Origin of the sequence: Erythrobacter sp. WG (assembly GCF_026586795.1) — a bacterium.
In the GTDB taxonomy this organism is placed as follows: domain Bacteria; phylum Pseudomonadota; class Alphaproteobacteria; order Sphingomonadales; family Sphingomonadaceae; genus Erythrobacter.
Window position 1 is genome coordinate 25,936 of the sequence record NZ_JAPFGY010000002.1, and the last position, 20,334, is coordinate 46,269.

Below are 20,334 nucleotides of genomic sequence, written 5' to 3' on the forward strand. Positions count from 1 at the left end.
ACATGGGCAAGATGACCAAGAAGGCGAAGGTCCTCAGCGCGCTGGACCGCGAGAAGCTCTACACCGTTGAAGAGGCTCTCGCGACGCTGCGCCAGTACAAGAGCAAGTTCGACGAGACCGTCGAAGTCGCGATGAACCTCGGCGTCGATCCGCGCCATGCCGACCAGATGGTTCGCGGCATGGTGTCGCTGCCCTCGGGCACCGGCAAGGACGTGAAGGTGGCTGTGTTCGCGCGCGGCGACAATGCCGAGAAGGCGCTCGCCGCCGGCGCGGACAAGGTGGGCGCGGAAGACCTCATGGAAGACATGATCGCCGGCAACCTCGACTATGACCGCGTGATCGCCTCGCCCGACATGATGGGCGTGGTGGGGCGTCTGGGCAAGATCCTCGGCCCCAAGGGCCTGATGCCGAACCCCAAGCTCGGCACGGTCACGCCGAACGTGGCGCAGGCGGTGAAGGACGCCAAGGCCGGCCAGGTCGAGTTCCGCGTGGAAAAGCAGGGCATCATCCACTCCGGCATCGGCAAGCTCAGCTTCTCGGACGACGCGCTGAAGGCGAACTTCAAGGCGCTGACCGATGCGGTCGTGAAGTCGAAGCCCTCGGGCGCCAAGGGCAAGTACGTCCGCAAGGTCACCGTGACCTCGTCGATGGGCCCGGGCCTCAAGGTCGACCTGTCGGAAGTCGAGGGCGCGTAAGCCGCCCGATCCGGTTCAACCGATCCGCAAGGGGCCGGAAGCATCGCGCTTTCGGCCCCTTTTGCATCGGACGGCTTCAGGGGCACGACCGGGGCACCCCGGTAGCGGATCGCCGCTGCGGCGCGGGGGTAGGGTCCTTGCGAAGGAGCCCGCCAGGTTACGCGCCGCCATCATCGCCATCATCCTTGCAACCCTGGTCGCCACCTTCATCACCCGGTCCTTCATTGCACCGGGCGTGGGGGCAGCAGCGCTGTTCGCGGTGATGCTCGCCACCTGGCTATGGAATCGCGGCTCACGCCCCGAGGAGGTGCGCCGGACCGAGGCCGCCACCCGCCGCCAGCGCGAGGAGGGGCCGGCAAGGATCTCTAGCGCCGGCGCGCCCGACCCCTTGCTTTTGCGCTGCGGTTCGCCACATCGTTGGGCGAGGCGCGCACCCTCCTCCCCGACGCGCGCCGTTCAGGAGAGGTCTGTCTGCAAATGCCGAGGGATTCGGAGAGCCTGACCGGTTGGCTGGCGACGAAGTGGCTGATTGCCGCGGTGGCGCTTGCCGAGCTCGGGCTGCTGGCCAGTTTCGACGTGCGGCTCGGGATCGCGGCCGGCGCGTTGTTCGGCGGCGTCGCCATCGTGTGGCTCTATCTGGCGCTGCGCTACGGCAGCCTGTCGGGTGCCCGCTCTGCGCGCAGGGCGATGGTCGAGAGCGCCGAGGCCCATGCCCGCAACCGGCGGAGCGCCGACGAGAAGACCCGGCTAGGCGCGCAGCAGCGCCCGGATGCGGCCGAGCGCCCCTGACCTGTCGGCGATGGCCCTCGCCCCCGCGACCGCACCGTCGAACCCCGCCCGCGCGCCCAGCAGGGTGCGGTTGGCGAGGGTGGGCGCGAGCAGCATCAGGCTCGAACATTCGGCAAAGTGGGTGCCGAACATCGCCTTGTGCGCACCTTCGCCCTCGGTGAAGTCGAACCAGCGGTAGCGCTGTTCGGCAAACAGCCGCTCCAACGCTTCCATCTGCAGCACCGTGCCGGGCGAGAGCCGCGCCCAGTCGGGATCGTAGCCGAGGTGCGCATAGACGAGCGTCGCGCCGGTGACCGGCAGCGAGAGGTAGGCGATCGCCTGCCCGCCCGCGCGCAGCAGGAAGCAGCGCATCCGGTCGCCCTCGGCCGCTTCCAGCATCGCCTGCCGCGCCGCGGGCGTGCCGGGCAGGCCCGCATCGAGCAGCCGTGCCTGGTAGGTGCGTGCCGAGAGCGGTAGGGCGGCGGCAAGGAAGGCTTCGACCTCGGCCGGGGTCCGATGTTCGGTCACGGCATAGCCGCCCGCCTCCTCGGCAAGCTTCTTCGCCTTGCGGCGCAGGGTCGAGCGCGTCTTGCCCGAAAAGCGCGCCATGTAAGCTTCGAAGCTGCCGTCCATCGCGATGTAGTGGCGCCGATAGTCCTGCCGGGCGCCTGCGACGAAACCCGGATAGCGCGTCACCGCCTCGGCAAGGCGCGCCGTCGGGGCGGACAGGACGCGCACCCCGTCCCGCCCGCCCGGCGGCGCGTCGGGTAGCGCGCCGGCCAGCACGTCCTCGAGCGTGAACGCCCAGGTCGACACGCGGCGCGGCACGCTTGCCAGGCGGCGCGAGCCGAGGGTGAAATCGATGGCGCTCATGCCGTGCGCGGGCCCGCGTGCCGCCTCAGGTCGCGCCGTAAAGCGCGTTGGAGACGAATTGCTCGGCGATGCGGATGCCGGTCCGCAGCGTGCTCGGCGGCAGCGCGGTGTTGCGCCCGGTCAGGTGCAGGCGCGGCGGGATCTCGGCATAGGTACCGGTCGTCACCCCGCGCATTCCTGCCAGCGCCTTGACCAGCCCCGCGAAGCGGCGCCGCACCACGTAATTCACCGCCTGCCGGCGGCGGTTGATGAGCTCGAAGGAGTGGCTGACCAGCGTGAAGCTGTCGCGATCGGTGTCGCGGGCGTGACGGATCGCGGCGAGCATCTCGGCGAGGGTCAGCGCGGTGATCTGGGCATGGCGCAGGCCGCCGCCGAGGGTGGCGATCGCCCCCACCGGCACCTCGACCACGCCCATGTGGCCGAGCGGGTCGCGATCATCGGCGCCCAGGCTGATGCGGGCCCCGCTCGTGGGGAGCGCCGGGCAGTGACTCGAATCGTAATGGAGCCCGATCGCCGCGAGCGCGCGCAGCGTGTCGTCATTCGCCCCGTAATTGCCCGCCCGGAAGGCGACCGGCGCCGGGGCACCGGCTGCGATCAGCGTCGCGCGCGCATAGTCGAGGATCGCGCATTGCTCCTCGAAGGGGAAGTCGTAGAGGAACTTGCCGGTCGCTTTCGAAGGCAGCGGATTGCCCGCGCCGGCGAGCGCCAGCCATTCGGTGTGGCAGTGAAGCTGCACGTCCTGCCCGGCCTCCATGATCGGGCCGACCACGTCCTCGATCGCGGCCACGCCCCACACCAGCGCCGGCATCGGATCGACGAAGAACACCGCCTTCTGCCCGTGTTCGGCGAGGAGCTGGAGCTTGTGGGTGATCCCCGAGGGGCCATCGCGGGTGACGCAGGCGATCGACCGCGCAAAGTTCTCCGCACGGTCCCCTGGCCCGTTGTACAGGCCCGAGGAGTACTCCGTGTCGATGGTTATGAACACGCGTGTGGTCATGCTCCCCCTGTACAAGCAGAGGGTTAAGATGAGGTGATGATGTCTCCCCGGGCCTCAGATGCCGCCGGCGGTGACGGCGAGGCCCTGCGCGTCCAGCCCTTCGGCAAGCGCCGCGCTGCACCGCGCGAGGTCCTCGGCGCTGACCGAGCGGATGACGAAGTTGGCACCCACGCGGCCTTCGCGGAAGAAAGGGTAGGAGCCGATCTGGCAGGCCGGATGGGCCGCTTCCACCTCGCGCAGCAGGGTAGCAACCTCGCTTTCGGCGACCCAGCAGCCGAGCGTCTCCGACAGCAGCGGCGCGCCGCCCTCGAGCGTGCCGGTCAGCGCGTCGAGCATTCCGGCGGTGATGTGCGGGACGCCGGCCATCAGGAACAGGTTGCCGATGCGGATGCCCGGCGCGCCGGACATCCGGTTGGGGATGAGCTCGGCACCCTCGGGCACGCGGGCCATCCTGAGGCGCCCCTCGTTGAGGCCGCCGCGGGTCGCATAGTAGCGCTCGAGCATCGCGCGCGCCTCGGGATGGATCACCACCGGCACGCCGAGCGCCGTCGCCACCGCGTCGACGGTGATGTCGTCATGCGTCGGGCCGATCCCGCCGGTGGTGAAACAATAGTCATGCTCGGCCCGCAGCGCTTCGACCGCCGCGACGATGCGTGCCTCGATATCGGGCACCACCCGGACTTCTACGAGGCGGATGCCCTGCACCTGCAGCCAGCTTGCCACCTGCGCGATGTTCTTGTCGTGGGTGCGGCCGGAGAGGATTTCGTCGCCGATGACGATGAGGCCGGCGGTCCAGATCTTGTCGGGAGAGGTCATGGGGGCAAGGTTAGGGGAGATTGGCAGGGAGCGGAAGGATTTCATCACCCCCCCGTTCGCCTCGAGCGAAGTCGAGAGGCCGCCGCACAGGTGTCTCGACTTCGCTCGACACGAACACGGCGAATAACCCCTACTCCGCCGCCTCGAGCTGTTGGTCGGCCGCGCGGGCATTGGCGCCGGGCTTCGTGAAGGTCAGGATCCCGTCGGTCAGCGGGTCGTCCTTCATGCGTTTTCTGTCGACCACATATTCCTGGTTGAGCCGCCAGGGGTAGCTGATCGAGTTGCGCGGCATGATATGCTTGCCGCGCTGGATGTAGCCGCTCGAGAAATCGAACACGTCGTCCTCGACGATCGCGGCCTCTGCCTCTTTCGTGAGCACCGGGGTGGCGATGACCGTGCCGGTCGCGCGCATATGCTGCAGGACGCGGCACACGTAGTCCGAATTGATGTCGGCGCGCAGGGTCCAGCTGGCGTTGAGGTAGCCGAACACCACCGCAAGGTTCGGCAGGTTCGAGAACATGCAGCCCTTGTAGTAGAACCGCTCGTTGAACGCGACCGGCGCGCCGTCCACGCGCACGTCGATCTTGCCCGCCACCGCGAGCTTCAAGCCGGTGGCGGTGACCACGATGTCGGCCGGCAGAAAGCGCCCGTCGGCAAGGCGCACGCCGCCCTTCTCGAACTTCGCGATGTGCCCGGTGACGACATCGGCCCGGCCCTCCTTCATGGCGCGGAACAGGTCTTCGTCGGGCACGAGGCACAGGCGCTGCTCCCACGGGTTGTAGGGCGGGGTGAAGGCAGCCTTGTCGTAGTCCGGCCCCAGTGCCTTCTCGATCTTCTTGTAAAGCGCGTCGATCACCTTCTGCGGGTTGTCGCGGGCCAGCTTGAAGGAGAAGTCCTGCATCTTGATGTTCTTGAAGCGGGTCACCCGGTAGGCGAGTTTTTCGGGTAGGATCCTGCGCAGAAAGTTGGCGAAGCCGTCCTTGGCGGGGCGGGTGAACATCCATGTCGGGGTGCGCTGGAGCATCGTCACGTGATTGGCCTGCTGCGCCATCGCGGGCACGATCGTCACCGCCGTCGCGCCCGAGCCGATCACAACCACGTTCTTGCCCGCGTAATCGAGGTCCTGCGGCCAGAACTGCGGGTGCAGCACCTGCCCTTCGAACTCGCCGAAGTCGAAGCCGGGGTCGTAGGGCTCGTCGTAGTCGTAGTAGCCGGCGCCCAAGTAGAGGAAGTTGGCGGTGAGGTGTGTGCGGCTGCCGTCGGCCTTTTCCATCTCCACGTGCCAGCGCGCCTCGTCGTGGCGGAAATCGGCGGAGAGCACCTTGTGGCCGAAGCGGATGTGCTGGCGAATGCCGCGCTCGTCGACGATCCGATCGAGATATTCGAGGATCGCGGGCGCATCGGCGATCGACTTCTCGTGGGTCCAGGGCTCGAAGTCGAAGCCCAGGGTGTGCATATCGCTGTCCGAGCGGATGCCGGGATAGCGGAACAGGTCCCAGGTGCCGCCGAGATTGTCGCGCCGCTCGACGATGCAGTAGGAGTGGCCGGGCGCCTTCATCCCCATGTGCGCGGCCATGCCGATGCCGGATATCCCGGCGCCGACGATCAGCACGTCGAAATCTGGCGGCGATGCGGGCATGGCGGGCCTCTCTCTCCCTGTTTCGTCGCCGATGTAATCACACCGTTCGGGCAAAAGCGAGTCTCGAATGGCAAATTGCAACCGAGTTTGGTGTGCGACTTTGGTCCGAGGTGACACCTCGCGCGCCGCTCCGTAGAGGTAAGATCATGACATTCCGTGCCCGACTGCTCGCCTGTGCCCTGCCGCTGCTGATCGCCGCCCCGCTCGCCGCGCAGGAGCTGCAAGCCGATCCGCAGGACGAGCCGCCGGACGAGGAGGTGCCGAAGGGCGAGATCATCGTCACCGGGCGCGGGCTCGACCCGGCGCTGTCGAGCGGGATCTACGCGACCACCACGCTGGAGCGCGAGACGATTATCGCCGCGCCTTCGGGGCGGATCGAGGACGTGCTGCGGAATGTCGCCGGCTTCCAGCAGTTCCGCCGCTCCGACAGCCGCTCCTCGAACCCCAGTGCGCAAGGGGTGACACTGCGCGCGCTCGGCGGCAACGCCACGAGCCGCGCGCTGGTGCTGCTGGACGGGGTGCCGGTCGCCGATCCCTTCTTCGGCTACATCCCCTTGTCCGCGATCCCGCCCGAAACGCTGGGTGCGATCCGCGTGACGCGCGGCGGCGGTTCGGGTCCGTTCGGGGCGGGGGCGCTGGCCGGCACCATCGAGCTCGAGAGCGCCGAGCCGGGCGGTCTCAATCCGCTGCTCGCCAGCGCGGCGATCAACGACCGTGCCGAGACCGAGGCGAGCGCGGTGCTGACCCAGCGACTGGGCGCGGGCTTCGCCACCGCGAGCGGTCGTTGGGACCGCGGGCAGGGCTTCTTGACCACGCCGCCCGCCGAGCGCGTCCCGGCGACCGCCCGGGCGCGGTTCGACAGCTGGAATGTCGCCCTGCGCGCCGCCGCGCCGCTGACGCCCGACATCGAGCTCCAGGCCCGCGTCGCCGCTTTCCGTGACGCGCGAACCCTGCGCTTCGCAGGCGCGCTGTCGACCAGCGAGGGCCAGGAGGCCTCGATCCGCCTCGTCGGGCGCGGCGCCTTGCCGTTCGACGTGCTGGCCTATGTCCAGGCGCGCGACTTCACCAACATCGTCATCTCCGCGACCCGCTTCACCCCGACCCTGAACCAGCGCGCCACCCCCTCCACCGGGGTCGGCGGCAAGTTCGAACTGCGCCCGCCGCTGCTCGAAGGGCACGACATCCGCATCGGGGCCGACTGGCGCCGGGCCACCGGCGAGACCGACGAGGATGCGATCAACGCCGTCACGGGCCGCATCACCGAGAGCCGCCGCGCCGGGGGGACAATCGACAATCTCGGTGTCTTCATCGAGGACGACTGGCAGATCGGCCCGCTCACCCTGAACGGCGGCCTGCGCGCGGATCGCAGCAGCATCACCGGCGGCTTCTACCGCGCGGTCAGCCCCACCGGGGTGCCGGTCGCGACGATCCTCCCCGCCGACCGTTCGGAGTGGACGGCCAGCTGGCGTGCCGGTGCGCTGCTCTACGCCACCCGCCGCCTCGAACTGCGCGCCGCCGCCTACACCGGGCTGCGCCTGCCGACCCTCAATGAGCTCTACCGCCCCTTCGTGGTGGTGCCGGTGACGACCCAGGCCAATGCCGATCTCGAAAGCGAGCGGCTGCGCGGGTTCGAGGCAGGCTTCGACTGGCAGCCGGTCAGCGCCGTGGTGCTCTCGGTCACCGCCTTCGAGAACCGGGTGAAGAACGCCATTGCCAATGTCACGGTCGGCCCCAACCTGCGCCGCCGTGCCAACCTGCCCGAAATCCGCGCGCGCGGAGTGGAGGCCAGCCTCGGCGTCAAGCTCGGCGCGGTGAGCCTCGATGGCTCGCTGGCCTTCACCGATGCCGAGGTGCGCGGCGGGACCGGCCCTTCCGCCGAACTGGACGGCAAGCGCCCCGCGCAGACCCCGCGGCTGGCGGCCAGCATGACGCTCGGCTGGCAGCCCGCGCCTGGCTGGCGGGTGGCGGGCACGCTGCGCTACACGTCCTCGCAGTTCGAGGACGACCGCGAGACCGACCGCCTGCCGCCGGCGACCACGCTCGACGCCTTCCTCGCCGCCCCGCTTACCGGCAAGCTCGCGCTGATCGTGCGGGCCGAGAACCTGACGGGCGAGACGATCGTCACCCGCAACCAGGGCGGATCGCGCGATTTCGGCATTCCGCGCACGGGCTGGATCGGCATCCGCTACGGATTCTGAAATCCCGGCTTTCGGCAGATACTTGCTTACCCCAAGCAATGTGCGCAGCAATCCTGCGCGAGAGCGGCAATTGTGGCATTTTTGCTACTGTCGGACGAGAACCGTTGCGCCGCTCTTGTGAGGGCCCGCGGCGCTGATAGGTTTCATCCCGCTCACCAAGCCGGCTCAAGACCGGCTGGTTTGTGGAGAGAGAGGAAACCATCATGCGCAAGTTCGCAAGCTATGCCTGCGGCCTCATGGCCTGCAGCGCATTGACCACCCCTGCCTTCGCCCAGGACACCGCCCCGGAAGCCGCGCCGCGGAACGACGACAGCGTCATCATCGTCACCGCCACCCGCCGCGCGCAGGACGTGCAGGACATCCCGCTCGCGGTGACCGCGATCTCCCCGCAACAGCTCGAGACGCAGCGCGTCGTCAACATCCAGCAGATCTCGGCCCTTGCGCCGTCCTTCACCGCCAGCCAGGCGCAGCTCGCATCGGGCTCGGTGGTGCTGCGCGTGCGCGGCATCGGGACGACCTCGAACAACATCGGCTTCGAGAGCGCGGTCGGTATCTTCATCGACGGTGCCTACGCCTCGCGCCCCGGCGTCGCTTTGAGCGAATTCGTCGATGTCGAGCGGGTCGAGGTGCTGCGCGGGCCGCAGGGCACGCTGTTCGGCCGCAACACCTCCGCGGGCGCGCTCAACATCACCAACGTGCGCCCCGACGTGACCGGCTTCGGCGGTTTCGTGAACGCGGAATACGGCAATTTCAACGAGCGCAGCCTCCAGGGGGCGATCAACGTGCCGGTCGTCAAGGACACGCTCGCGGTGCGCCTCACCGGCGCGTGGCGGCAGCGCGACGGCTTCCTCGACGTGGTGGACCGCACCGGCCGCAAAATCGGCGAGACCAACAATGCCGACCAGTGGCTGGTGCGCGGCCAGATCGGATGGGACACCGAAAGCGGCATTCGCGGCCGGATCATCGCCGATTACTCACGCAGCAAGTCGAGCTGCTGCGGTGCGATCGAGCTCTACCAGTCGCCGCTGGTGACCGCCGGGCTCTACCAGGCGGTCGGGCTCGGTGCCAATGGCGGCAACGGCCAGCCCTTCACCGCCACCGGCAATCGCGACCAGGGCGGCTTCGAGCGGGCGATGGACAACCGCGTGGTGTCCGCCAACCGCCTGCCGGCGGCCGACATCGACAACTACGGCGTCACCGGCGAACTCGAATTCCCGGTCTCTGACAACGCCAACCTCATCTTCATCGGCTCGTGGCGCAAGTACAAGGCCTTCGAGGCCTACGATTCCGACTTCACCGCGGCTGACCTCTTCAACGTCAACCGGATCGCCCTCGACCTCGAAACCTGGACCGCGGAACTGCGCCTCCAAGGCGAGACGCTGGGCGGCAAGCTCAACTACATGGTGGGCGGCTTCTACTCGAACGAGCAGATCGACCAGTCGATCGACTTCGCGCTCGGCACCGAATACGACCTGAACGTCGGTGCGCTGCTCGCCGGGGGCACCAGCGGCGCCTCGCTCAACCCGCTCTCGCCGCTGTTCTTCGGACCGCGGCCGCTCGAGCGCCTGACCGGCATCGCCCCGTCGACCGTCAACAACACCAACCGTTTCCAGCAGGACGCGACCAGCTACGCGATCTTCACCCACAACACGCTCGAGCTCACCGACGGTCTCGAGCTGACCGTGGGCGCGCGCTATTCGTGGGAAGACAAGTCGGGCGGGTTCACCCAGACCGCGGTCAACAATCGCCTCTGCCCGGCCGTGCTCAGCAGGGTCGGGGCCCTGGGAGCCCTTGCGCCGACGTTTGTCACGCTGGGCTGCTTCGGCTTCACCGCACCGGTGAACCTGCCGCAGGCGACGAACCCTGCCTTCCCCCTGAACATTCTCCTGCCGCGCACCTTCCAGTCGAACTTCAAGGACGAGGAGCTGATCTACACCGGCAAGCTCGCCTACGAGTTCTCGCCGGGCGTCAACGCGTACGCGAGCTTCACCCATGGCTACAAGGCGGGCGGCCTCAACCTCGATACCACCGCAGCCAACGGCGGCGCTGATCCGCGCTTCCTGTCGGAAGAGGTCGATTCCTTCGAAATCGGGATCAAGGCGCAGACCGCCAACCGCGCGCTGACCGTCAACGTCGCGGCCTTCTACGAAGACTTCTCGAACTTCCAGGTACTCGAGTTCACCGGCACCGCGTTCCAGACCTTCAACGTGCCCAAGGCGCGGACCAAGGGCGTCGAGATCGAGAGCCTAATCCGCCCGGCGACCGGCCTGACCTTCAACCTCGCGGCGACGATCCTCGAGGCGCGCTACCCCAACGATTGCGCGGGCAACCTTGCCTCGGTCACGGTCGTCTCGCTGTGCGGCAACGAGCTCACCAACGCCCCGCAAGTGGTCGCGCTGGCGGGCGTGAACTGGGACAGGCCGATCAGCGACACGGTCGAATTCTTCGTGGCCGGGCAGGTGCGTCTGGAGAGCGACCAGCGGACCTCGACGCAGGCGATCGTGCCGCCGACGGTGCCGGCCGGGGCGAGCCAAGCGCAGATTCAAGCCGCTGCCGCCGCCGCGCCGCTGATCGTCGCCGACATCCAGGACGGCAAGGCCTTCGTCAACCTGCGCGCCGGGCTCAGGTTCATGGACGGCAAGTATGCGCTTGAGGGCTGGGTGAACAACCTCACCGACGAGGTGGTGCGCGGGGTGACCTTCAACACCACGCTGCGCGGCTCGGGCTTCGCCAACTCGCGCTCGGCCTTCACCCTGCCGCCGCGCCAATACGGCGTGACGCTGCGCGCAAAGTTCTAAGCGCCTGAAGCGGAAGCAAAGAACAGGGGCGGCTCGGGTATCCGAGCCGCCCCTTTCTTGTTGGCGCTTGCTGCCAGATCGGTCGCTTCAGCGACCGCAAGGCCACGCGGCCGCCCCGCAGGCGATCAGGCCAACAAGGGCCTGAGATTCGGCGAGGACGCAGCCGCGCAAGGCGGCTGCGTTTACATCGACCTCGCGATCAGCATCTTCATGATCTCGTTCGACCCGCCATAGATCCGCGCGATGCGGGTGTCGCGGTACATCCGGGCGATGGCGTAATCGTTGATGTAGCCCGCCCCGCCGTGGAATTGCAGGCACTTGTCGACCACCTCCGACTGGAGTTCGGTCACCCAGTACTTCGCCATGCTCGCGGTCGCCACGTCGAGCTTGCCTTCGAGCAGCTTGGCGATGCAGTCGTTGACGAACACCCGCGCCGCCGTGCCGCGCGCCTTGAGGTCGGCGAGGGTGAACTGGGTGTTCTGGAAGTCCCAGATCGTCTTGCCGAAGGCCTTGCGATTTTTGACATATTCGACCGTCACGTCGAGCGCCTTCTCGATTCCGGTGATGGCGTTCATGGCGATCACCAGGCGCTCCTGTGGCAGCTCGCCCATCAGCTGGTAGAACCCGCGCCCCTCGATCCCGCCGAGGAGATTGTCGGCCGGAATGAACACGTTGTCGAAGAACAACTCGCTCGTGTCCTGCGCGTCCAGCCCGATCTTGTCGAGCTTCTTGCCGCGCTGGAAGCCTTCTGCCCCCTCGGTCTCGAGCAGCAGTAGCGAGATGCCCTTGGCGCCCTCGCTGGGATCGGTCTTGGCGACGACGATGATGAAGTCGGCCAATTGCCCGTTCGAGATCCAGGTTTTCGAGCCATTCAGCCGGTAGCCGTTGCCGTCCTTCAACGCCGTGGTCTTGATCGACTGGAGGTCGCTCCCCGCATCGGGCTCGCTCATCGCGATGGCGCTGACGAGGTCGCCGGTCACGAGGCGCGGCAGGTATTTTTTCTTTTGTTCCTCAGTGCCATGGCGCACCAGATAGGGCAGGATAATGGTGTTGTGGAGCGAGGCGCCGAAGCCCTCGACCCCGTATTTCGCCTGCTGGTCGATCACCACCATGTCGTGCCGGAAGTCCCCGCCGTGGCCGCCATATTCGGTGGGCACCGACACGCCGAGCAGACCCGCCGCCCCGGCCTCGCGCCAGAACTCGCGTTCGACCTGGCCGTCCTCGCGCCACTTGAGGACGCGCTTTTCCGGGGCGTGCTGCTGGTAGAACTTGCCGACCGCGTCGGCGAAAATGGCGATTTCCTCGTCTTCCATGAAGGCGGGCTGGGGCACTTCGATGACAGGCATCGGTCTCTCCTGATGTTTCACGTGAAACAATGGGTCAAAGGGGTGGCTGGCGGGGGGCAAGCACGCACTTTGCGCGGGCAAGCCCCCTGCAAGAACGGACTTAGCGGCCGGTCCAGTTGGGCTTGCGCTTCTCGGCGAAGGCGGCGGCGCCCTCGCGCGCGTCGTGGCTGACGAACACCGGGCCGATCAGCGCGCCCTGCTTGGCGTAACGCTCCTCCATCGCCCAGCCGCGCGATTCCTTGACGATCTGCTTGGACACCCGCACCGCAAGCGGGCCGTTCGCCGCGATCCGCGCCGCGAGCGCCTTCGCCGCGTCGAGCGCCGGGCCTTCGGTCACCTCGTTGATGAGGCCGAGGCTGTAGGCGCGCGCGGCGTCGATGAAGTCGCCGGTCAGCGCCAGCTCCATCGCGATCCGTTCGGGGATCTGGTCGGGCAGCATCATCACGCCCCCCGCCGCCGCCACCAGGCCGCGCTTCACTTCGGGGATGCCGAACTTCGCGCCCGCATTCGCCACCACCAGATCGCAGGCGATCATCAGCTCGAGGCCTCCGGCGAGTGCATAGCCCTCGACCGCGGCGATCAGCGGCTTCTTGGGCGGGGCCTGCACCACGCCGCCGAAACCCCGGCCTTCCACGGTGGGCGATTCGCCGCGCAGGAAGCCCTTCAGATCCATCCCCGAACAGAAGGTCCCGCCCGCGCCGGTGAGGATGCCGACCCTGAGGTCGTCCTCGGCGTCGAGCCGGTCCATCGCCGCCGCGATCCCCTCGGCCGCGGCCTTGCTCATGGCGTTCTTGGCATCGGGGCGGTTGATGGTGACGATGAGGACGCCGTCCTCGACGTCTGTCAGCACTTCGGGGGCGGCGGTCTCGCTCACGGCTCTCTCTCCTGCTCGAAAATGTGATTGCATTTTGAAACGCAATTCTTGTGCGATTGGTGCAGTGGGTTTACGCAGGCGTCAACCGCAATTTCGCGCAAAGACGAGAGAGGATCATTCCATGGCCGAAGCCTACATCATCGACGCCGTCCGCACCCCGCGCGGGATCGGCAAGCAGGGCAAGGGCGCATTGGCCGCGTGCCACCCGCAGCACCTCGCCGCCACGGTCCTGAAGGCGATCAAGGACAGGAACAACCTCGATACCAAGACCGTCGACGACGTGATCTGGTCGGTCAGCACGCAGGACGGGATGCAGGCGGGCGACATGGGCCGGATGGCCGCGCTCGATGCGGGCTATGACATCACCTCGTCCGGCACCACGCTCGACCGGTTCTGCGGCGGCGGCATCACCAGCGTCGCGCTCGCCGCCGCGCAGGTGATGAGCGGCATGGAGGACTGCGTCGTCGCCGGGGGCACCGAGATGATGAGCCTCACCGCCGCGATGAGCCAGGAGAAGATGCGCGCAGGGATCAAGCCGCCGATGATGGGCAGCTACAACGAGCGGCTCCAGGCGGTCCACCCGCAGTCGCACCAGGGCATCTGCGGCGATGCCATCGCTTCGCTGGAAGGCTTCACCCGCGAGGAACTCGACGAGGTCGGCTACCGCTCGCAACAGCGCGCTGCCGAGGCGATCAGCGAGGGCCGCTTCGCGAAGTCGGTGGTGCCGGTGGTGGCGGACGACGGCACGGTGATTCTCGACCGCGAGGAATATCCGCGCCCGCAGACCACCCGCGAGGATCTGGCGAAGCTCGAGCCCGCCTTCCCCAAGATCGCCGATATGCCGCTCGATGCCGAGGGCACGACCTTCCGCAAGCTGGTCAACCGCAAGTATCCCGATCTGGAGATCAAGCACTTCCACCACGCGGGCAATTCCTCGGGCGTGGTCGATGGTGCGGCCGCCGTGCTGATCACGAGCAAAGCCTATGCCGAGAAGCACGGTTTGAAGCCCCGCGCCCGCATTGTCGCGACCGCCAACATGGGCGATGATCCGACGCTGATGCTCAACGCGCCGGTGCCGGCGGCGAAGAAGGTGCTGGCCAAGGCGGGGCTGACGACCGACGATATCGACCTGTTCGAGATCAACGAGGCCTTCGCGGTGGTTGCCGCCAAGTTCGTGCGCGATCTCGGGCTCGACTGGGACAAGGTCAACGTCAACGGCGGCTCGATCGCCTTGGGCCACCCCATCGGCGCAACCGGCTCGATCCTGATCGGCACGATCGTCGACGAGTTGGAGCGCCGCGGCGGGCGCTACGGCCTCGTCACCATGTGCGCGGCGGGCGGCATGGCTCCGGCGATCATCGTCGAGCGGGTCGACGGCTTTGTCGACTGAGCCGGGGGGCTACGTTGCCGACAACACCCCGGTGATCATCGGGGTGGGCCAATACTCGGAGCGGGTCGGCGAGCCCGGCTATGCCGCCCTTTCCTACATGGACCTTGCGGGACGAGCGCTCGGGGCGGCGATTGCCGACAGCGGGGCGAGCGGGTCGGTGGCAGGCGCCATCGACACCCTCGCCGGGATCCGCGCCTTCGAGATGTCGCGGCCCGACAGGAAGCCGCCCTTCGGGGCGGCGAACAATGTGCCGCGCGCGATTGCGGGGCGGGTGGGCGCTCATCCCAAGCGCGCGATCCTCACCACCACCGGCGGGCAGACCAACCAGCAGCTGGTGGGCGAGTTTGCGAGCGCCATCGCCGCAGGGGAGAGCCGCTGCGCTGTGATCGTCGGGAGCGAGGCGATCTCGACCGTGCTGGCGCTCACCGCGAAGGGGGAAATCCCCGACTGGTCGGAGGACGTGCCGGGCGACTGCGAGGATCAGGGCTTCGGCGTCGAGGACCTGCTCGAGCCTGCGCTGATGCTGCACGGCGCGACCGGGGCGATCCCGCTCTATGCGCTAGCCGAGAACGCGCGGCGGCACCGGCTCGGCATGGGGCTCGAGGACTACCGGCTGGCCATCGGCAGGCTGTTCGCGCCGTTCACGAAGGTGGCAGCGGCGATCCCGCATTCGGCGGCTCCGGTCGAACGGACGGCCGAGGAACTCGCCACCGTCACCGACCGGAACCGCGTCGTCGCGGAGCCCTACACCCGCATGACCGTGGCGCGCGATCAGGTGAACCAGGCGGCAGCGGTGATCGTCGCCAGCGCCGGGCTGGCGCGCGAGCTGGGCGTGCCGGAGGAGCGGTGGGTCCACATCCACGCCGTCACTGGCGCTACCGAGCTCAAGCTGTCCGAGCGGCCCGACCTGTCGGCGTGCCCGGCCTCGATCGCCAGCGTCGAGGCGGCGCTGGCGCGGGCGGGGAAGGGGATGGACGAGATGGCCTATCTCGACTTCTACTCGTGCTTCGCGATCCCCGTGTTCAACCAGTGCGACCACTTCGGCCTTTCCGCCGACGATCCGAGGGGGCTGACGCTCACCGGGGGCCTGCCGTTCTTCGGCGGGGCGGGGAACAATTACTCGGCCCACGCCATCGCCGAAGCGGTGCAGCGGGTGCGCGCGGCTCGCGGCAGCTTCGCGCTGGTCGGCGCGAACGGCGGGTGGATGAGCAAATATGCGACCGGCATCTACTCCACCGACCCCGCCGACTGGAGCGGCAATGACCGCTTCGCCGTGCTCCCCAAGGCGACCGAGAAGGTGCCTGTGGCGACGGGGCCGGTGGCGAGCGCGGTGGTCGAGACCTACACCATCAACCGCAGCCCCAAGGGCGATCAGGCGATCTTCATCGGCCGGAGCGACGCGGGCGAGCGGGTGGTGGGCAATGCCGATCTCGGTGACCCCGCGACCGCCGCGGCCTTCGCGGGCGGCGAGCCCTTCGGGGCGCGGCTCGCCCTGTCGCACGACGCGCGCGGGAGGACGATGGGGCGGGTGACCTGATCGCGCGCCGCGCCTTGCGGCCCATCACCGCAAGTCATGCCCGCAGCCCTGCCGCAATCTTGCGCGACTCGGTCGCTTGCGGTAGATGGTTTCAATTGAAACTATCTCCACCAACAGGGAGCGCGACGCGATGAACGCCCAGAGCAAAGACCTCTTCGACAACCCCGTCGGCCTCGACGGCTTCGAATTCGTCGAGTTCTGCGCCCCCGAGAAGGGCGTGCTCGAGCCGGTGTTCGAAGCGATGGGCTTCACCCGTGTTGCCCAGCACCGCTCGAAGGACGTGCACCTCTGGCGGCAGGGCGGCATCAACCTCATCGCCAATTACGAGCCGCGCTCGGCCGCATGGTATTTTGCCCGCGAGCATGGCCCCTCGGCCTGCGGCATGGCTTTCCGCGTGCGCGATGCGGCCAAGGCCTATGAACACCTGATCAGCAAGGGCGCGGAGCCCGTCGCCGTCCAGACCGGCCCGATGGAGCTGCGCATCCCCGCGATCCGCGGCATCGGCGGGGCGATCCTTTACATCGTCGACCGCTATGAGGGCGCGGAAGGGGGCAACGGCCTCACCATCTACGACATCGACTTCGAGTACCTCCCCGGTGTCGAGCGCCGCCCCGAAGGCGCGGGCTTCCACACCATCGATCACCTCACCCACAACGTCTATGGCGGGCGGATGAAGTACTGGGCGGACTATTACGAGACGCTCTTCAACTTCCGCGAGATCCGCTTCTTCGACATCAAGGGCGAATACACCGGCCTCACCAGCAAGGCCCTGACCGCGCCCGACGGCAAGATCCGCATTCCGCTCAATGAGGAAGGCGAGGGCGGCAAGGGCCAGATCGAGGAGTTCCTGCGCGCCTTCAACGGCGAGGGCATCCAGCACATCGCGCTGATCTGCGACGACCTGCCCGCCTGCTGGGACCGCCTGCAGAAGCTCGGCGTGCCCTTCATGACCGCGCCGCCCGCGACCTATTACGACATGCTCGCCGAACGCCTTCCCGGCCACGGCGAGGATGTTGACGCATTGAAGATGCGCGGCATCCTGCTGGACGGCACCACGGAAGGCGGCCAGCCCCGCCTCCTCCTGCAAATCTTCGCGCAGGCGCAGGTCGGGCCGGTGTTCTTCGAGTTCATCCAGCGCAAGGGCGACGAGGGCTTCGGCGAGGGCAACTTCAAGGCCCTGTTCGAAAGCCTCGAACGCGACCAGATCGAGCGCGGCGTGCTCAATGTCGAGGAACCGGCGGAGTAACTCTCCCCACTCCCGTTCGCCCTGAGCTTGTCGAAGGGCCGTCCTTCTCTTGGACTGGCGGGACTGATGAAAGTGCGGGGCTTCGACAAGCTCAGCCCGAACGGAGTTTGATATGACCACCCACCCCGTCAACCTCGCCGGCATCCACCACGCGGCCTATCGCTGCAAGGACGCCAAGGAGACCGTGGAGTGGTACGCCCGCGTGCTCGGCATGACCTACACCACCGCTTTTGCCGAGGATCACGTGCCCTCCACGGGCGAATATGATCCTTACATGCACATCTTCCTCGATGCGGGGGGTGGCAACATTCTCGCCTTCTTCGAGCTGCCCAACCAGCCCGAGATGGGCAAGGACCCGAACACGCCCCAATGGGTGCAGCACCTCGCGCTCAAGGTGCCATCCGAGGACGCGCTGCTCGCGGCCAAGGCGCATATCGAGGCGCAAGGGATCGACGTGCTCGGGCCGACGCATCACGGCATCTTCAAGTCGATCTACTTCTTCGATCCCAACGGCCACCGCGTGGAACTCGCCGCCGATATCGGCACGCCGGAGCAATATGCGGAACTCGCCCGCGTCGCGCCGGTGATGCTCGAGGAGTGGAGCCGAACCAAGCAGGCCCCGCGCCACGCCGACTGGCTCCACGAGCTTGCCCGCGCGGAGCACGCGGCGGCGAAGGGCTGATTCTCCCCTCCCCTAGGGGAGGGGCTGGGGGTGGGGGCTCTGCCCTATCGGACGTCGAACCCCCATCCCCAACCCCTTCCCCATGGGGAAGGGGCGAAAGACGTTTTGATCCAGCGCAAAGCCCCCGCGCGCCGTCTCCCCCACCCTGGCAGCATCCAAGAGGGGGAGTTGAGTCCATGCGCATCCTGTTCGTCCATCCCAACTATCGCTCGGGGGGCGCGGAGATCGCCGGGACGTGGCCGCCCGCCTGGGTCGCCTACCTGACCGGCCCGCTGAAGCGCGCCGGGTTCGACGACATCACCTTCATCGACGCGATGACCGAGGGGCTCTCGGACGACGAGCTGCGCCAGCGCATGACCGCGCTCCAGCCCGATGTGGTAGGCACCACCGCGATCACCCCCTCGATCTACGCTGCCGAGCGCGTGCTGGAGATCGCCGCGCTCCACGTGCCGCAGGCGGTGCGGGTGCTGGGCGGCATCCATGCGACCTTCATGTACCAGCAGGTGCTCGCCGAAGCCCCGCATATCGACGTGATCGTGCGCGGCGAGGGGGAGGAAATCGCGGTCGCGCTGTTCACCGCAATCGAGCAGGGCCGCTGGCCCAAGGACGCGCGTGCCATCAAGGGCCTTGCCTTCCGCGAGGGTGAGCAAGTGGTCGCCACCGAGGCCGCCGACACGATCAAGGACATGGCCTCGATCAAGCCCGACTGGGATATCCTCGACTGGAACCAGTACACCTACATCCCGCTCGGCACCCGCGTCGCCATCCCCAATCTGGCGCGCGGCTGCCCCTTCACTTGCTCGTTCTGCTCGCAGTGGAAGTTCTGGCGCGATTACCGCGTGCGCGATCCCAAGGACGTCGTCGACGAAATCCAGGAGCTGCACGAAAAGCACGGCGTCGGCTTCTTCATCCTTGCGGACGAGGAACCGACGATCAACCGCAAGACCTTCATCAAATTCTGTCAGGAGCTGATCGACCGCGGCCTGCCCGACAAGGTCAAGTGGGGGATCAACACCCGCGTCACCGACATTTATCGAGATAAGGAACTGCTCCCCTTCTACCGTCGTGCCGGGTTGGTGCACGTCAGCCTGGGCACGGAAGCCGCCGCACAGATGAAGCTCGACCGCTTCAACAAGGAAACCAGGGTCGAGGAGAACAAGGAGGCGATCCGCCTGCTGCGCGAGGCCGACATCTTCGTCGAGGCGCAGTTCATCGTCGGGCTCGACAACGAAACCCCCGAGACGCTGGAGGAGACCTTCCAGATGGCGTGGGACTGGCAGCCCGATCTCGCCAATTGGGCGATGTATACGCCCTGGCCCTACACGCCCCTGTTCGAGACGCTGAAGGACCAGGTCGAGGTCCACGATTTCAGCAAGTACAATTTCGTCACCCCGATCATGAAGCCCGCGGCGATGGAGCGGGGCGAGCTGCTCGACGGGGTGATGAAGAACTACCGCAGGTTCTACAGCCGCAAGGCGCTGTTCCACTACCCGTGGCGCGGCACCGGCTTCCGGCGGCGGTATCTCTTGGGATGCCTGTGGGCCTTCCTGCGCGCCGGGTTCAAGCGGACCTTCTACGATCTGGGCAAGGCGGGATATTGGGGGCCGCAGACCAAGAAGAGCGTCGCATTCCACTTCGACGAAAGCCGCGCCGCCGCGATCGACGCGGCCGCCGACTGGGAGACCGCCGCCGACCGTGCCGCTCAGGCGCAGGAGCGCCGCGAGGCTGTCCGCGCGCAGATGAAACAGCGGGGTGAGACACGCCGGCGGGATCGGATCGATGTCGATTGAGGCGAGGCTTCATCCACGCCGGAAATCCGGCGCGCTGATCGGGCCCAATGCGGTGCTTCAGGCGGTGGCGGTGATGGAGGAGCGGCTCGGGGCTGCCGAAACCGCCGCGATCCTCAGCGACGCACAGATCGACCGCCTCCCCTCGGGCGAGCACATGATCCCCGAGATCGAGGCGCTGCGCCTCCACCGCTGGCTGACGCTGCATGATCCGATGGGCGCCTTCGTCATCGCCGAGGAGGCAGGCGCGCGGACGGCTGATTACATCATCGCCCACCGCATCCCGCGCGCGGCCGTCTGGCTGCTGCGCCACGTGCCAGCGATGGTCGCCGCGCCGCTGCTGATGGCCGCGATCCGCAAGCACGCCTGGACCTTCGTCGGCGCGGGAGCCTTCGCGCCGACCGGCGCGTGGGCCTTCACCATCGATCGCAGCGCAGCGCCCGACAGCCTGCCGCCGCCCGACAGCCTGTTCGCCTGGTACGCGGCCGTCTTCACCCGCCTTTACGGGTCGCTCGTCGCGGCGGATTGCACCTGCCGGATGCTGGAGCCGGACCGCGACCATATCCCCGCCCGTGCCTACGCCATCGCGCGAAGGGGACGGCTCACCCGGAGGGCAGGGCCCCGCAGCTGAGGCGGATCTCCTTCAGTATCGCGACACGCTCCGGGTTGGCATCAAGCGACTGAAGGC

Annotated in this window: 16 protein-coding genes; 10 read left to right on the top strand and 6 right to left on the bottom strand. The window is 67.7% G+C overall.

From position 1 onward, the window contains the following. Positions 1-2: 2 nt before the first annotated feature. Together rplA and OPU67_RS01270 are read left to right on the top strand one after the other, a co-directional pair. Entirely contained in the window at positions 3-695 is a 693-nt protein-coding gene (gene rplA, locus OPU67_RS01265; RefSeq protein WP_267616950.1) for a 50S ribosomal protein L1, read from the top strand. Positions 696-1,172: 477 nt separating this feature from the next. Beyond that, positions 1,173-1,484, top strand: coding sequence for a hypothetical protein (locus tag OPU67_RS01270; RefSeq protein ID WP_267616951.1), 312 nt, complete (start codon positions 1,173-1,175; stop codon positions 1,482-1,484). Here the strand turns inward: OPU67_RS01270 and OPU67_RS01275 are convergent. The 4 genes from OPU67_RS01275 to OPU67_RS01290 form a co-directional block, all read right to left on the bottom strand. After that, positions 1,443-2,336, bottom strand: coding sequence for a GNAT family N-acetyltransferase (locus tag OPU67_RS01275; RefSeq protein WP_267616953.1), 894 nt, complete (start codon positions 2,334-2,336; stop codon positions 1,443-1,445). The two genes, OPU67_RS01270 and OPU67_RS01275, sit on opposite strands and share 42 nt — an antisense overlap. A gap of 25 nt (positions 2,337-2,361) precedes the next feature. Next, positions 2,362-3,333, bottom strand: coding sequence for a polysaccharide deacetylase family protein (locus tag OPU67_RS01280; protein ID WP_267616955.1), 972 nt, complete (start codon positions 3,331-3,333; stop codon positions 2,362-2,364). A gap of 54 nt (positions 3,334-3,387) precedes the next feature. Continuing rightward, the gene (locus OPU67_RS01285; RefSeq protein WP_267616957.1) at positions 3,388-4,149 is read right to left on the bottom strand and encodes a competence/damage-inducible protein A; all 762 of its coding nucleotides are present in this window, start codon (positions 4,147-4,149) and stop codon (positions 3,388-3,390) included. A 130-nt stretch (positions 4,150-4,279) separates the two neighbouring features. Beyond that, entirely contained in the window at positions 4,280-5,788 is a 1,509-nt protein-coding gene (locus OPU67_RS01290; RefSeq protein WP_267616958.1) for a flavin-containing monooxygenase, read from the bottom strand. 146 nt (positions 5,789-5,934) lie between these two features. Between OPU67_RS01290 and OPU67_RS01295 the strand changes: the two genes are divergently transcribed. After that, positions 5,935-7,986, top strand: coding sequence for a TonB-dependent receptor plug domain-containing protein (locus tag OPU67_RS01295; protein ID WP_267616959.1), 2,052 nt, complete (start codon positions 5,935-5,937; stop codon positions 7,984-7,986). A gap of 203 nt (positions 7,987-8,189) precedes the next feature. Continuing rightward, the gene (locus tag OPU67_RS01300; protein WP_267616960.1) at positions 8,190-10,784 is read left to right on the top strand and encodes a TonB-dependent receptor; all 2,595 of its coding nucleotides are present in this window, start codon (positions 8,190-8,192) and stop codon (positions 10,782-10,784) included. 182 nt (positions 10,785-10,966) lie between these two features. On the opposite strand, the gene OPU67_RS01305 is transcribed toward OPU67_RS01300, so the two are convergent. Beyond that, positions 10,967-12,130: an acyl-CoA dehydrogenase family protein gene (locus OPU67_RS01305; protein WP_267616961.1), complete on the bottom strand. Its 1,164-nt coding sequence runs from the start codon at positions 12,128-12,130 to the stop codon at positions 10,967-10,969. A gap of 100 nt (positions 12,131-12,230) precedes the next feature. Beyond that, a complete protein-coding gene (locus tag OPU67_RS01310; RefSeq protein WP_420708933.1) occupies positions 12,231-13,004 on the bottom strand; it encodes a crotonase/enoyl-CoA hydratase family protein in 774 nt (257 codons plus the stop codon). Positions 13,005-13,125: 121 nt separating this feature from the next. Here OPU67_RS01310 and OPU67_RS01315 point away from each other — a divergent pair, with 121 nt between their 5' ends. From OPU67_RS01315 to bchJ, 6 genes are all read left to right on the top strand, one after another. After that, positions 13,126-14,394: an acetyl-CoA C-acetyltransferase gene (locus OPU67_RS01315; protein ID WP_267616963.1), complete on the top strand. Its 1,269-nt coding sequence runs from the start codon at positions 13,126-13,128 to the stop codon at positions 14,392-14,394. Continuing rightward, entirely contained in the window at positions 14,384-15,931 is a 1,548-nt protein-coding gene (locus OPU67_RS01320) for an acetyl-CoA acetyltransferase (RefSeq protein WP_267616964.1), read from the top strand. Before OPU67_RS01315 ends, OPU67_RS01320 begins: the two co-directional genes overlap by 11 nt. Before the next feature lie 130 nt (positions 15,932-16,061). Further along, a complete protein-coding gene (gene hppD, locus OPU67_RS01325) occupies positions 16,062-17,177 on the top strand; it encodes a 4-hydroxyphenylpyruvate dioxygenase (RefSeq protein ID WP_267616965.1) in 1,116 nt (371 codons plus the stop codon). Between the two features lie 112 nt (positions 17,178-17,289). Continuing rightward, entirely contained in the window at positions 17,290-17,859 is a 570-nt protein-coding gene (locus OPU67_RS01330) for a VOC family protein (RefSeq protein WP_267616966.1), read from the top strand. 176 nt (positions 17,860-18,035) lie between these two features. Then, entirely contained in the window at positions 18,036-19,649 is a 1,614-nt protein-coding gene (gene bchE / locus OPU67_RS01335) for a magnesium-protoporphyrin IX monomethyl ester anaerobic oxidative cyclase (protein ID WP_267616967.1), read from the top strand. Further along, positions 19,639-20,277 carry a bacteriochlorophyll 4-vinyl reductase gene (gene bchJ, locus OPU67_RS01340; protein WP_267616969.1) on the top strand — a complete coding sequence of 213 codons (639 nt, stop codon included), beginning with the start codon at positions 19,639-19,641 and terminating at the stop codon, positions 20,275-20,277. The genes bchE and bchJ overlap by 11 nt, the downstream gene beginning before the upstream one ends. Positions 20,278-20,334: the final 57 nt, after the last annotated feature.

Coding starts and splice junctions, on each gene's coding strand:
- hppD (WP_267616965.1), top strand. CDS start 16,062: ATGAACGCCCAGAGCAAAGACCTCTTCGACAACCCCGTCGGCCTCGAC.
- OPU67_RS01290 (WP_267616958.1), bottom strand. CDS start 5,788: ATGCCCGCATCGCCGCCAGATTTCGACGTGCTGATCGTCGGCGCCGGG.
- OPU67_RS01280 (WP_267616955.1), bottom strand. CDS start 3,333: ATGACCACACGCGTGTTCATAACCATCGACACGGAGTACTCCTCGGGC.
- bchJ (WP_267616969.1), top strand. CDS start 19,639: ATGTCGATTGAGGCGAGGCTTCATCCACGCCGGAAATCCGGCGCGCTG.
- rplA (WP_267616950.1), top strand. CDS start 3: ATGGGCAAGATGACCAAGAAGGCGAAGGTCCTCAGCGCGCTGGACCGC.
- OPU67_RS01295 (WP_267616959.1), top strand. CDS start 5,935: ATGACATTCCGTGCCCGACTGCTCGCCTGTGCCCTGCCGCTGCTGATC.
- OPU67_RS01300 (WP_267616960.1), top strand. CDS start 8,190: ATGCGCAAGTTCGCAAGCTATGCCTGCGGCCTCATGGCCTGCAGCGCA.
- OPU67_RS01270 (WP_267616951.1), top strand. CDS start 1,173: ATGCCGAGGGATTCGGAGAGCCTGACCGGTTGGCTGGCGACGAAGTGG.
- OPU67_RS01315 (WP_267616963.1), top strand. CDS start 13,126: ATGGCCGAAGCCTACATCATCGACGCCGTCCGCACCCCGCGCGGGATC.
- bchE (WP_267616967.1), top strand. CDS start 18,036: ATGCGCATCCTGTTCGTCCATCCCAACTATCGCTCGGGGGGCGCGGAG.
- OPU67_RS01330 (WP_267616966.1), top strand. CDS start 17,290: ATGACCACCCACCCCGTCAACCTCGCCGGCATCCACCACGCGGCCTAT.
- OPU67_RS01305 (WP_267616961.1), bottom strand. CDS start 12,130: ATGCCTGTCATCGAAGTGCCCCAGCCCGCCTTCATGGAAGACGAGGAA.
- OPU67_RS01285 (WP_267616957.1), bottom strand. CDS start 4,149: ATGACCTCTCCCGACAAGATCTGGACCGCCGGCCTCATCGTCATCGGC.
- OPU67_RS01275 (WP_267616953.1), bottom strand. CDS start 2,336: ATGAGCGCCATCGATTTCACCCTCGGCTCGCGCCGCCTGGCAAGCGTG.